Origin of the sequence: Pseudomonas sp. P135, from assembly GCF_020312125.1 — a bacterium.
Lineage (GTDB): Bacteria > Pseudomonadota > Gammaproteobacteria > Pseudomonadales > Pseudomonadaceae > Aquipseudomonas > Aquipseudomonas fragariae.
Map to the genome: position 1 here is coordinate 45,899 of NZ_JAGPYR010000015.1, position 13,098 is coordinate 58,996.

Annotated in this window: 12 protein-coding genes; 6 read left to right on the forward strand and 6 right to left on the reverse strand. The window is 60.8% G+C overall.

What is annotated here, in order from left to right; translation table 11 throughout:
* Positions 1 to 15: 15 nt before the first annotated feature.
* From znuB to KBY08_RS19990, 3 genes are read right to left on the reverse strand one after another with little or no spacing between them, the layout of a single operon-like run.
* Positions 16 to 804 (reverse strand): zinc ABC transporter permease subunit ZnuB, encoded by a 789-nt coding sequence (gene znuB / locus KBY08_RS19980; protein WP_003341611.1) that lies wholly within the window; start codon positions 802 to 804, stop codon positions 16 to 18.
* Positions 797 to 1,582: a zinc ABC transporter ATP-binding protein ZnuC gene (gene znuC / locus KBY08_RS19985; RefSeq protein WP_024640283.1), complete on the reverse strand. Its 786-nt coding sequence runs from the start codon at positions 1,580 to 1,582 to the stop codon at positions 797 to 799. Before znuC ends, znuB begins: the two co-directional genes overlap by 8 nt.
* Positions 1,582 to 2,064: a Fur family transcriptional regulator gene (locus KBY08_RS19990; RefSeq protein ID WP_003425978.1), complete on the reverse strand. Its 483-nt coding sequence runs from the start codon at positions 2,062 to 2,064 to the stop codon at positions 1,582 to 1,584. Before KBY08_RS19990 ends, znuC begins: the two co-directional genes overlap by 1 nt.
* A 67-nt stretch (positions 2,065 to 2,131) precedes the next feature.
* On the opposite strand from KBY08_RS19990, the gene znuA reads away from it, so the two are divergent.
* The gene (gene znuA, locus KBY08_RS19995; protein ID WP_225651248.1) at positions 2,132 to 3,073 is read left to right on the forward strand and encodes a zinc ABC transporter substrate-binding protein ZnuA; all 942 of its coding nucleotides are present in this window, start codon (positions 2,132 to 2,134) and stop codon (positions 3,071 to 3,073) included.
* Between the two features lie 249 nt (positions 3,074 to 3,322).
* Here znuA and KBY08_RS20000 read toward each other — a convergent pair whose 3' ends face one another.
* On the reverse strand, positions 3,323 to 4,273 hold the full coding sequence (locus KBY08_RS20000; RefSeq protein ID WP_011266290.1) for a homoserine kinase: 951 nt from the start codon (positions 4,271 to 4,273) through the stop codon (positions 3,323 to 3,325).
* 36 nt (positions 4,274 to 4,309) lie between these two features.
* A complete protein-coding gene (locus KBY08_RS20005) occupies positions 4,310 to 4,597 on the reverse strand; it encodes a DUF2782 domain-containing protein (RefSeq protein ID WP_003397794.1) in 288 nt (95 codons plus the stop codon).
* Positions 4,598 to 4,671: 74 nt separating this feature from the next.
* On the opposite strand from KBY08_RS20005, the gene polA reads away from it, so the two are divergent.
* Positions 4,672 to 7,437, forward strand: coding sequence for a DNA polymerase I (polA, locus tag KBY08_RS20010; RefSeq protein WP_111522328.1), 2,766 nt, complete (start codon positions 4,672 to 4,674; stop codon positions 7,435 to 7,437).
* Between the two features lie 241 nt (positions 7,438 to 7,678).
* On the opposite strand, the gene yihA is transcribed toward polA, so the two are convergent.
* Positions 7,679 to 8,314, reverse strand: coding sequence for a ribosome biogenesis GTP-binding protein YihA/YsxC (gene yihA, locus KBY08_RS20015; RefSeq protein ID WP_003341625.1), 636 nt, complete (start codon positions 8,312 to 8,314; stop codon positions 7,679 to 7,681).
* 293 nt (positions 8,315 to 8,607) lie between these two features.
* Between yihA and KBY08_RS20020 the strand changes: the two genes are divergently transcribed.
* The 4 genes from KBY08_RS20020 to KBY08_RS20035 all read left to right on the forward strand — a co-directional run bounded on the left by KBY08_RS20020 (position 8,608) and on the right by KBY08_RS20035 (position 13,081).
* On the forward strand, positions 8,608 to 9,252 hold the full coding sequence (locus KBY08_RS20020; protein ID WP_003403888.1) for a thiol:disulfide interchange protein DsbA/DsbL: 645 nt from the start codon (positions 8,608 to 8,610) through the stop codon (positions 9,250 to 9,252).
* 9 nt (positions 9,253 to 9,261) lie between these two features.
* On the forward strand, positions 9,262 to 10,137 hold the full coding sequence (locus KBY08_RS20025; protein ID WP_011266288.1) for an endonuclease/exonuclease/phosphatase family protein: 876 nt from the start codon (positions 9,262 to 9,264) through the stop codon (positions 10,135 to 10,137).
* Complete coding sequence (locus KBY08_RS20030) at positions 10,134 to 12,206, forward strand: GGDEF domain-containing protein (protein WP_011266287.1); 2,073 nt, start codon at positions 10,134 to 10,136, stop codon at positions 12,204 to 12,206. The genes KBY08_RS20025 and KBY08_RS20030 overlap by 4 nt, the downstream gene beginning before the upstream one ends.
* Before the next feature lie 95 nt (positions 12,207 to 12,301).
* Entirely contained in the window at positions 12,302 to 13,081 is a 780-nt protein-coding gene (locus KBY08_RS20035; protein WP_024661191.1) for an N-acetylmuramoyl-L-alanine amidase, read from the forward strand.
* Positions 13,082 to 13,098 lie beyond the last annotated feature (17 nt).

Genomic DNA, 13,098 nt, shown 5'->3' on the forward strand with positions numbered 1-13,098 from the left:
AAAAAACGAGCAAGTCTACACCGCTCGCCTGGGTAGAACAAAGCTGAGCAAGAACAACGCCGCAGCGGATACCACTATAGACGGTCCGGCAGGAGTGTCCTTGAACCAGGACAATGATAGCCCGGCACACACGGCTATCACGCCCAACAGGCTCGCGCCCAGCGCCATTTGCTCCGGCGAACGGGCGTGACGCTGTGCCGCAGCTGCCGGGATGATCAACAGCGACGTAATCAGCAGAACACCGACGATTTTCATCGCAACCGCGATCACCACGGCGATCAGCAGCATCAAGGTCATGCGCAGTGTAGCAACCGGCAGGCCTTCGACCCGCGCCAGCTCTTCATGCACGGTCATTGCCAGCAGTGGGCGCCACAGCGCGACGATCAGCACCAGCACCAACGTGCTGCCGCCCAGAATCCAGCCCAGATCAGCCGGGCTGATGGCCAGCAGATCGCCGAACAGGTAGGCCATCAGGTCGATGCGCACTTCGTGCATGAAACTGAGCACCACCAGCCCCAGCGACAAAGTGCTTGGCGCGAGAATCCCCAGCAGCGTGTCCGACGCCAGCGGTTGGCGCTGTTGCAACGTGACCAGCAACACCGCCAGCAGCAGGCAGCCGACTGTCACCGCGATGGTCGGGCTGATATCCAGCAGGAAGCCCAGCGCGACGCCGAGCAGCGCGGCGTGGGAAAGTGTGTCGCCGAAATACGCCATACGCCGCCAGACCACGAATGATCCCAGCGGGCCTGCGACCACGGCCAGCGCAACGCCTGCGAGCAAGGCATACAGTAGAAAATCAGCCATGCTTGCAGCTGTCTCCGTGAACGTGAGTGTGAGAGGTCGCAGCGTCATTCACCACCGCGCCATGCAGATCGTGGGCGTGATCGTGATGGTGGTGATAAATCGCCAGGCTCTGTGCGTTCTTGCCGAACAGTTCGACGAACGCCGGGTCATGGCTGACCTGCTCGGGATGCCCGGAACAGCAGACATGGCGGTTCAGGCACACCACCTGATCGGTGGTGCTCATGACCAGATGCAGATCGTGGGAAACCATCAGCACGCCGCACCGGTGGCGGTCGCGCAGCCGGGTAATCAGGCTGTACAGCTCGGCCTGTCCCGCTACATCGACCCCCTGCACCGGTTCGTCGAGGACCAGCAACTCAGGCTTGCGCAACAACGCACGCGCCAGCAGAACACGCTGCATCTCGCCACCGGAAATGCCCTGAATCGGGCTGTCGATGACTTTCCCGGCGCCGACTTCTTCCAGCGCCGACGCTGCGGCCGTGCGATCCACACCAGGAACCAGACGCAGGAAACGCAGCACCGACAGCGGCAGCGTCTGGTCCACATGCAGCTTTTGCGGCATGTAGCCGACACGCAGTTTCGGCTTGCGCCAGACGGTCCCGGAGTCAGGCTTGAGCAGCCCCAGCACCGCACGCACCAGCGTGGTCTTGCCGGCACCGTTGGGGCCGATCAGGGTGACGATCTCGCCGGGTTTGACGCTCAACTGGATGTCATCCAGGACGTTTTGTCCGGAAAGCGTAACGGCGACCTTGTCCAGACGTATCAATGCATCCGACATCAGGCGGCCTTGCAGCCAGCGCATACGCCGACGATCTCGACCGTCTGGCCTTCGACCGCGAAGCCGACGCCTGCGGCGGCATCGACCACGGCATTGCTGATGGCCGGGTGCTGCAGCTCGATCGCCGCATGACACAGGCGGCAGATCAGGAACTGGCCCTGATGCGCATGAGTGGGGTGGTTGCAGCCCGTGAAGGCGTTGAGTGAGGCAATCCGGTGCACCAGACCGTTTTCCAGGAGAAAATCCAGCGCACGGTAAACCGTTGGCGGGGCCGCACGGCGACCGTCCTCATCACTCAGTACCGCAAGGATGTCGTAGGCACCCAGCGGCTTGTGGCTTTGCCAGACCAGTTCCAGCACACGACGGCGCAAGGTGGTCAGGCGCAGACCCTGTTTGGCACATAGCGCATCGGCTTCGGCGAGGGCCGAATGCACGCAGTGAGAGTGGTCATGGGGGCGACTGGCCAGGGGAGTATTGGGCATGAGCAGCGACGATATTGGCTAGAGACGTTATTATGTTACCCGTTCCTGGCTGATATGAGTGATTCGAGTGCGCCGTCTTTTAAATCTTGCTGCTGTTTTCTGGGTCAGCCTGCTGATCATCTCCCCTGCTCAGGCCGAGGTCCGGGTGCTGACCAGCATCAAGCCTCTGCAGCTGATTGCGGCGGCTGTACAGGATGGCGTCGGTACACCGGAAGTGCTTCTGCCGCCGGGTGCCTCACCGCATAACTACGCGCTGCGCCCGTCCGACGTACGGCGTGTACAGGAAGTCGAGTTGCTCTACTGGATCGGCCCGGACATGGAAACCTTCCTGCCGCGCGTCATTCAGGGCCGCAAACTGCCTGCGGTTGCCGTACAGACACTGCCGGGCATGCACTTGTGGCACTTTGGCGAAGACAACGCCTCGCATGATGACCACGAGCATGATCACGACAACGACGCAGACGAACATGACCACGACCACCGCCCCGGCAGTCTCGATTCGCACCTGTGGCTGTCGACCGTCAACGCGCGGGTGATCGCCGCAAAAATGGCCACTGACCTGAGCGCTGCCGACCCCGCCAACGCAGCCCGCTACGCCAGCAACGCCGAGGCGTTCAGCAAACGTCTGGATACGCTGGACGCCCGTATCAAGCAGCGTGTCAGCACAGTGGCAGGCAAGCCTTACTTCGTATTCCACGAAGCCTTCGATTATTTCGAAGAGGCCTATGGGCTCAAGCATGCCGGGGTATTCGCCATCGCCGCCGAGATCCAGCCCGGCGCCCAGCACGTCGCCGCCATGCGCGAACGCCTGAAAGCTGCAGGCAAGACCTGCGTATTCAGCGAACCACCCCTGCGCCCGCGCCTGGCCGAAACCCTGAGCGCCGGCCTGCCGGTCAAACTGGCCGAACTGGATGCACTGGGCGGCTACACCCCGGCCACCGCGCAGGGTTACGAGCAAGTCTTGCAGAAGCTGGCTGATGATTTGGCAGGTTGCCTGAGCAGTCTCTGACTGCCACCGCCCACATCGCAGCACTGCTGTGTGACGCGGAGCGTCACGAACTGCATTCCCACGCTGGAGCGTGAGGAACGATAGTCGTCAGGGATAACACTATCGTGCCCATGCTCCGCGTGGGCATGCCGGTCTGGACGCTCCGCGTCCTCTTGCGACGCAGAGCGTCACCAACTGCATTCCCACGCGGAGCATGGGAAAGAGAGTCAACCGTCCGACTAGTTCAGACTCGCGAAGACAGGTCTGGTCTCAGAGCGCAAACGGCAACGCAATATGCGCTTCCTGGCGCTCGGCCAGGCGGCGCTCGAACTCCGCAGGATCATGAATCAGCACATCCTGACCGGCAAAGGTTTCGGCGGCGATCAAACGTGACAGCCAGAAACGCACACAAGCGATACGCAACATGGTCGCCCAGAGCTTCGACTCCGCAGCCGTGAACGGTCGCAAGCCTGCATAGGCCCCCAGCAAGGCGCGCGCGCGGACAGCATCGAGCTGACCGTTTTCGCGGGAACACCAGTCGTTGAGGGTAATCGCCAGGTCGTACAACATCGGACCCGAGCAGGCATTGTAGAAATCGATCAACCCGGTCAGGTGCGTCCCTTCGAACAGTACGTTGTCGCGGAACAGATCGGCATGCAGATTGGCGCGCGGCAGCGCCATGATCTGCGGTTTGCACGCCTCGATCTCCTGCAGGCTCTTTTCAAGCAGCGCTCGCTGAGTCTCGCCCAGGTGCGACAGAAAATTGCGCCCCTCGCTCAGCATCCAGTCCAGACCGCGATCAGTCTTGCGCTCGACGATCTGCCCGCGGGTCGCCAGATGCAGGTTGGCCAGCAACTCGCCAATCTGTACGCAGTGCTGAGTGTTCGGCTCACTGATGTGCTTGCCCGGCAGACGCGGCTGCAAAAGCGCCGGTTTGTCTGCCAGCTCGCGCAGCGCCTGACCGTCGGTGGTGCGCAGCGCATAAGGCACCGGCAGATCGGCTTCATGCAGCACGTCGAGCAGTTCGATGAAGAACGGCATCTCCTGAACCGGACCGCGCTCGACCAAAGTCAGCACGAACTCGCCCTGCTCCAGACTGATGAAGTAATTGGTGTTTTCACTACCGGCAGCGATGCCCTGATAGTCAAGCAGACGGCCGAGCCCGTAAGGGGCGAGAAATGTTTCCAGCTCGGGCCGAGCCAGTGGGGTAAAAACGGACATATCAGGACTGCCAACGATTGAAGTGAATGTAGGGTGCTACCAGCTGAATATTTCCCACTGCGGGATCAGCATGTCCGGTTGGTCCGAACGAATGAAATTGGGGCTTGTACCATCGGCGCGCACCAGAAAATAGGGTTTGCCGTGTTTCGGGGTGATTTTAACCGCATACAGAAAGCCATTCTGGCGGTATTCCTGAATGGTTCTGTCACCGTCAGTGCGAATAGTAACGTCCGGCGCCGCTGAAGGTGGATCTTCTGCTGCAACAGCGAGCAAAGGGCAAAATGCCAACAGGCCGGTCAATATCAGTCGATTTACCTTGCACATGATAACCTTGTCCCTTTGTCGTCAATGGTCCGCGCATTCTAGCGCCGACCCCGCCGAAAAGGTTGATTCTGCTCATGACCCAAGCGCCACTCGTCCTGGTAGACGGTTCCTCCTACCTCTACCGCGCCTTCCACGCACTGCCACCACTGGCCACCTCCAAAGGATTGCCGACCGGTGCCGTCAAGGGCGTGCTCAACATGCTCAAAAGCCTGCGGCGCCAGTACCCGGACAGCCCGCTCGCCGTGGTGTTCGACGCCAAGGGCGGGACGTTCCGTGATGCGCTGTACAACGACTACAAAGCCAACCGGCCGAGCATGCCGGACGATCTGCGCGTGCAGGTCGATCTGCTGCATGCCTGCGTCAAAGGCATGGGCTACCCGTTTCTGTGCGTCGAAGGCGTCGAAGCCGATGACGTGATCGGCACGCTGGCACGCAGCAGCGCGGCGGCCGATCGTCCAGTGGTGATCTCCACCGGCGACAAGGACATGGCGCAACTGGTCGACGGCCACATTACTCTGGTCAACACCATGACCGGCAGCGTGCTGGATGTGGCGGGCGTGAAAGAGAAATTCGGCGTCGGTCCGGAGCACATCATCGATTACCTGGCGCTGATGGGCGACAAGGTCGACAACATTCCCGGCGTGCCCGGCGTTGGCGAGAAAACCGCGGTCGGTCTGCTGGTCGGCATCGGCGGTGGCATCAAGGAGCTTTACGAGAACCTCGACAAGGTCGCTTCCCTGCCGATCCGTGGCGCCAAGACCCTGGCCGCCAAACTCGAAGAACATCGTGAGATGGCCTTTTTGTCTTACGAACTGGCGACCATCAAGATCGACGTCCCGCTGGACATCGAGCTGGATCAATTGCATTGCGGCGAGCCTGACCGTGACACATTGATGGAGCTGTACGCCGAGCTGGAATTCAAGAGCTGGATCGAAGACCTGCAACGCGACGCCAAGCGCGCCGGCCAGGAGCTGACCGTCGAAGAGCCGACCGCCGAAGCCAGGGAAGCCGCTTATGAAGTCATTCTTCAACAGGGCCAGTTCGATGCCTGGCTGAAGAAGCTGCAGGCCGCGCCGCTGTTTGCCTTCGTCACCCAGAGCAACGGCACTGATGCCCAGCGTGCGCAACTGGTCGGCCTGTCCTTCGCCATTCAGACCCACGAAGCCGCTTACATTCCGCTGACCCACTCCTACATGGGCGTGCCGCAGCAACTGGACCGCGACACGGTGCTCAAAGCGCTCAAGCCGCTGCTGGAAGACCCGGACAAAATCAAGGTCGGCCAGCACGCCAAGTTCGCCATCAACCTGCTTGCCAATTGCGCGATCGACGGCGATCAGACTCAAGGCATCGACCTGCAAGGCGTGCGCTTCGACACCATTCTGGAGTCCTACGTACTGGACTCCACCGCCACCCGCCACGACCGCGACAGCCTGGTGGCCAAGTACCTGACGCACACGCCGATCAATTTCCAGGAGATTGCCGGCAAAGGCGCCAAACAGCTGAGCTTTGACCAGATTGCCCTGGAACAGGCTGGCAATTACGCCGCCGAAGAAGCGGACCTGACCCTGCGCCTGCATGAAGTCTTCGACGCGCGGCTGGCCGCGATTCCGACCCTGCAGCCGGTATTGAACGATATCGAGATGCCGCTGGTGCCTGTCCTGGCGCGTATCGAGCGCCAGGGCGCGCTGGTCGATGCCAACCTGCTGGGCATCCAGAGTGTCGAACTGGGCGACAAGATGACCGCGCTGGAGCGCGAAGCCTTCGCCATTGCCGGCGAAGAGTTCAACCTCGGCTCGCCCAAGCAGCTGGGCGTGATTCTCTACGAAAAACTCGGCATGCCGATTCTCAGCAAGACCGCCACCGGCCAGGCATCGACTGCCGAAGCCGTGCTTGCCGAACTCGCGGAGCAGGATTTCCCGCTGCCCAAGGTGCTGATGCAGTACCGCTCGATGAGCAAGCTCAAGAGCACCTACACCGACCGCCTGCCGGAGCAGATCAACCCGCGCACCGGACGTATTCACACCTCCTATCATCAGGCGGTGGCCGTTACCGGGCGCTTGTCCTCCAGCGATCCGAACCTGCAGAACATCCCGATTCGTACCGCTGAAGGCCGGCGCATCCGTCAGGCCTTCGTGGCGCCGAAGGGCTACAAGCTGCTGGCCGCCGACTATTCGCAGATCGAACTGCGCATCATGGCGCATCTGGCCCAGGACGAAGGCTTGCTGCATGCATTCCGCAATGACCTGGACGTTCACCGCGCCACGGCGGCGGAAGTCTTCGGCGTCGAGCTGGAAAACGTCACCACTGACATGCGTCGCAGCGCCAAGGCGATCAACTTCGGCCTGATCTACGGCATGAGCGCGTTCGGCCTGGCCAAGCAGATTGGCGTGGACCGCAAGCAGTCACAGGCGTACGTCGACCGCTACTTCGCCCGCTACCCCGGCGTGCTGAACTACATGGAACGCACCCGCGCCCAGGCTGCCGAGCAAGGTTTCGTCGAGACCATCTTCGGTCGTCGCCTGTACCTGCCGGACATCAACGCCAAGAACCAGTCCCTGCGCAAAGGCGCGGAACGCATGGCGATCAACGCGCCGATGCAGGGCACCGCTGCGGATATCATCAAGAAAGCCATGGTGGCGGTGAACGGCTGGCTGGACGAGTCCGGCCTGGATGCACGGGTAATCCTGCAGGTACACGATGAACTGGTGCTTGAAGTGCGCGAGGACCTGGTCGATCAGATCAGTGAACAGATCCGTCCGCACATGAGCGGCGCAGCAGAATTGGCCGTGCCGTTGCTGGTAGAAGTGGGGGTTGGCAACAATTGGGACGAGGCTCACTGAGCCTGAAATGGCGAACCTGTACGCAGGTTCGTCAAATATTGTAGGAAATGTGAACTTTTCTTCACTGCTGGAACTTAACCGTTTGGACAGGAGTCAGACGTGTCGATTGGTTGAAAAATCGATCGTGCTCCTAGTTGTGTTAAGTGTTGGCAGTTATCCAGATCCCACCCTAAGGTCTGGACCTTAAGCCCCGGAACTTCCCCCTCCCCATGCGAAGTCCGGGGTCTTTTTTGCCTGCGATTTACTCCGCAGGTGCCTTGTCTTCCAGTTCCATCCAGTCGGCCAGCACGGTGTAGGCCTCTTCCAGCCCCATGCGCTTGGGGGCCGAGAACAACTGGATGCTCACTGCATCGCCCCAGCCTTTGCGAATCTCGGCCTGAACCTTGAGCAGCGTGTTCTTGGCCGCGCCGTAGGTCAGCTTGTCGGCCTTGGTCAACAGAATGTGCATCGGCATGTTGCTGGCGATGGCCCAGTCCAGCATCAACACGTCGAAGTCGGTCATTGGATGACGGATATCCATCATCAGGATCAGCCCCTTCAGGCTTTCGCGGCTGCCCAGATAGGCTTCCAGGTGACGCTGCCAGTGCAGTTTGAGCGGGATGGGCACCTTGGCGTAGCCATAACCGGGCAGGTCGACCAGACGCCGATCTTCGTCCAGACCGAAAAAGTTCAGCAACTGGGTACGCCCCGGGGTCTTCGATGTACGCGCCAGGCTGGCGTGGGTCAGGGTGTTCAGCGCGCTCGATTTGCCCGCGTTGGAGCGACCGGCAAATGCGACCTCAAAACCTTCGTCGTCGGGGCATTGGTCGACCTTGGCGGCGCTGAGCATGAACGTGGCCTGTTGGCACAGACCGAGGATGGGGTTTTTGAGTTGCATGTGATTTCCGGTGAAGACCTGCCTGCAAGGGGTGCGGCAGGAGGTGTCGGTTTCGTTTGGATGCGTGCGCATATAATGACACACCTGTCCCCCGGCCCACACTCACACCGTATCAGCCCGCCCTGACGGACGTGCTGGAACATTCAGACATGACCTGCTTCACTGCTTATGCAAAAAGGCCGTCCTCGGTCGCCCATTTTTACAACCTCAGCGTTACACTAACGAACTCAGGCTTTCGCGTCCGGTCGAAACACCGTCGCTTGAAGGCGATTCAATCTGCTCAGGAGTAAAGCATGCGTAATCTGATCATCAGCGCCGCTCTGGTTGCCGCCAGTCTGTTCGGTATGTCCGCCCAGGCCGCCACGCCCATCGAGGCCGGCAAGCAATACGTCGAGCTGGCAAGCGCTGTGCCTGTTGCCGAGCCAGGCAAGATCGAAGTCGTCGAGCTGTTCTGGTATGGCTGCCCGCATTGCTACGCATTCGAGCCAACCATCAATCCGTGGGTTGAAAAACTGCCGTCCGACGTGAAGTTCGTACGCATCCCTGCCATGTTCGGCGGCCCTTGGGACGCTCACGGCCAGCTGTTCATCACCCTGGACACCATGGGCGTCGAACACAAGGTTCACGCAGCCGTATTCGAAGCCATCCAGAAAGGCGGCAAGCGTCTGACCGACAAGAATGACATGGCTGATTTCGTCGCCACACAGGGCGTGAACAAGGAAGACTTCCTGAAGACGTTCGACTCTTTCGCAGTCAAGGGCAAGATCGCCCAGTACAAGGAACTGGCCAAGAAGTACGAAGTGACCGGCGTTCCGACCATGATCGTCAATGGCAAGTACCGCTTTGACCTGGGTTCTGCCGGTGGTCCGGAAAAGACCCTGGAAGTTGCCGACCAGTTGATTGCCAAAGAGCGAGCGGCTGCCGCAGCCGCCAAGTAAGCGCACATCATGCGCCGCTGGGGCAAAGGCAGTACCCGTATCGTTGGCCTGCATGATCCGCAGGTCAACGAACATCATCTGCTGCAAAACGGCCTGCCGCAAGACGGCAGGCTGCGTTTGCTCAGTTTCAATATCCAGGTGGGTATCAGTACCCAGCGCTACCATCATTACCTGACGCGCAGCTGGCAGCACTTGCTGCCGCATGGCGGCAGGGCTGGCAACCTGCAGAAGATCGGCGACCTGATCAACGATTTCGATCTGGTGGCACTTCAGGAAGTCGACGGTGGCAGCATGCGCTCCGGCTTCGTCAATCAGGTCGAGCATCTCGCCCAGTTGGGTGGCTTTCCGTACTGGTATCAACAACTCAATCGCAATCTCGGGCGCCTGGCGCAGCACAGCAACGGTGTATTGAGCCGTCTGCGCCCGACCAAGATCGAGGATCACCCGCTGCCAGGCCCGGCCGGGCGCGGGGCGATTCTCGTGCGTTTCGGTGAAGGCGAGGATGCCCTGGTCGTGGTCATGATGCACCTGGCGCTGGGGACCCGAACCCGAACCCGGCAGCTGGCGTACATTCGCGAACTGATCGGCGGTTATCGCCATCAGGTGCTGATGGGCGACATGAACACCCACGCCAATGACCTGCTGGAACACTCGCCGCTAAGGGATCTGGGCCTTTTGGCGCCGCAGATAGAAGCGACCTTTCCGAGCTGGCGGCCACAACGCTGCCTCGATCACATTTTGCTCAGCCCGACCCTGACGCTCGAGCGCGTGCAGGTACTGGCGCAACCCATTTCCGATCACCTGCCTGTCGCTGTCGAGATTCGCCTGCCAGACTCATTGCGTGGGGACTCACTGCCTGTGCCCTCTGGTGGAAGCCTTGCATGAGCGACGACGCGGAGCGTTGGAAAGAGAAATACCTCAAAGGGATCGAGCAACAGGACACGCTCGAAAAGCGCTGGGATGCGCGGCTCGATTTGTTGCGACGCGGTCTGGTGCGCAGCAGTCTGGCGGCAGAAGGCTCTGACCGCGCCGTCGATGAATGCATGAAGGAAATGCGCGAAATCGTCCGCAAGGACGATATGGACGCGGGCCTGGCAGCCCTGATCCCGCGCCTCGAAAAAGCCGTACTGGACTCTGAACAACGCCGTGAAGTCAGGGCCGCGCAAATCAGCTCGGCGCTGACCGCACTGGTTGCACAGCTGCAGTCACTGCCGCTGCCACGCGACGTACGCAAGCCGCTCAAGCGCTTTGCCAAGGAGCTTGAAGAGCGCGCCTCCCAGGCCCGTGAGCTGCCCCTGCTGCTTGGCGAGCTGAGCAATTTGCAGGGCCAGGCCCTGACCCAGATTGAAAAACCTGAAGAAGGTCCCCGTCAGGGGCTGCTGCAACGCCTGTTCGGTTCGCGCGAGGGTCACGGCCACGAGCCTCATCCTGAGGCGGCTCATCCCGAAGACGCCGCCTCCTCGGCGCCGGAATCGCATGAACCCGACGTCGCGCCGCAAGCAGCGAATACTTACGCCCCGCCAGACGCGTCTCCTGTCGAAGCCGAGGCCGTTGATTCCACTGCCGCAGCCGCCGTTGCCGCAGACAGCACGCCGCCAACGCCGGCCCCGGAAACCGATGCGCCTGCCGCAGTGATACCCGCCGTTGCGACGCCTGAAGAACCTGCGCCATCGACCACCGCTGCGGACATTGCTCCAGCACCAACAGAGGCCGTCGCCGAACCTGCACCGATCACTGTCGAACCCATCGATTTCGCGGATCTCCTGGCGCCTGTCCCATCAGTGCCCTACCAGCAGCGACCCGCGCCAATCGACGTGCCAGTTGAAGAACCCGACGCAGAGGCCGAGCAGCAGCCCGAGTCGGCAGAAGGCGAAGAAGGTTACGCGCTACCCTCCTCACCAGAGCCCAGCTATAGCTCGGTGGCGGCACACATTGAACAGACCCTGCTGGGCCTGCTGGACGACCTGACCCTGTCAGAGCACTTTCGCCCCCAGGTCGAGGACATGCAGTTACGCTTGAAACATGGGCTTAACTGGTACGAATTGCTGCCGATCCTCGACGATCTGGCAGTGTTGATGCTGGCGATCAACAACGGCGGCCAACAGGAGTTCGGCACTTACCTCAAGCAGCTCAATGAACGGCTCGAATCGTTTCAGAGCCACCTGCAGGCCGCCAGTGAAGATCACGCCGAGGACCAGTCCACCGCGCGCGACCTGAACGAACAGTTGCGCGAACAGGTGGGCGGCCTGCAAAGCAGTGTTCAGGACGCCTCCGATCTGCCCAGCCTCAAGCGGGTGCTCGACAATCGGCTTGAGGCCCTGCTCGGCACCATGGATCACTACCAGCTCAAGCGCGATGCCCGCGAGCGCGAAGTGGCCTCGCGCCTGCAAGGTCTGGCGGCCCGCGTCGCGAGCATGGAGCAGGAGGCCCTGGGTTTCAGGACTCACCTGGAGGAACAGCGTCAAAAGGCCCTGATCGACCCGCTTACCGGACTGCCCAATCGTGCCGCCTGGGGCGAGCGCCTTGAACGGGAGATGGCCCGCTGGCACGAAGAAAAAAACAGCCTGCTGGTGTGCATTCTGGACCTGGACCATTTCAAACGCATCAACGATGGCTACGGGCACCTGGCTGGCGACAAGGTATTGAAGATCGTCGCCAATGTCCTCAGCAAACGCCTGCGCGCCGATGACTTCATGGCACGGTTTGGCGGCGAAGAATTTGTCATGCTGCTGCCTGCGACACCTCCTGCCACCGGGCTGAAACTGCTCGATGAACTGCGCGCCGCCGTCGAGTCATGCCCTTTCCACTTCAAGGGCGAACGAGTCACCATCACTGTATCCATCGGCATGACGGCCTTTCGTCCGTCAGAGCGGAGCGACACCGCCATCAAACGTGCCGACCAGGCGCTTTACAAGGCCAAGGAGAACGGTCGCAACCGCATCGAACAGGGCTGACTGAAACATTTTGACCTGAACAAATGGCTGGTGCCCCATGCTATTTGTATACATTTTGTTATGATGTTTCATTTCCTGCCGATGCTGCCGACCTCATGAAGCTGTATTTATCCGCCTTTCTCATGCTCCTCCTCACTGCCTGTGCCAGCGGCCCAAGGCTGGACACCAGCCATCCTTCGGTAAATTTCGATGGCCGTGCTCAGTACGTGGTGATGCATTACACCTCGACGTCGCTGGAACACTCGCTGCAATTACTGACGCATGGCGAGGTCAGCGCCCACTACCTGATCGGTGACGACAGCAAAGCCACCATCTACAAGCTGGTCGATGAAAACGCGCGTGCCTGGCATGCCGGCGAAAGCGAGTGGGAAGGCCGCACCTGGCTCAACTCCAGCTCGATCGGCATCGAGATCGTCAATCCGGGTTTCAAGGAAACGCCGACAGGGCGCCTGTGGTATCCGTATACCGAAGCGCAGACCCAGTCGATCATTGTCCTGCTCAAGGACATCGTCAAACGCAACAGGATCGACCCCAAACACATCATCGGTCATAGCGACATCGCCCCATTGCGCAAGCAGGACCCGGGGCCATTGTTCCCGTGGAAACGCCTCGCTGCCGAAGGTCTGGGGAACTGGCCGGATGAACGCCAGGTTGCCCAGCGTCAGGCACTGCTGGCAACTAACCTGCCGAGCATCACCTGGTTCCAGCAGCAGTTGGCGCGCCTGGGCTACAGCACCCCGCAGACCGGTGAGCTGGATGTCGCGACACGTCAGGTACTGGCCGCCTTCCAGATGCACTATCGCCCGGCACGCTTCGACGGCGAGCCGGACGCACAGAGCGCGGCCATCCTGGAGGTGCTCAATCACTCGAATTGAAACGTATGAAGGCTGAT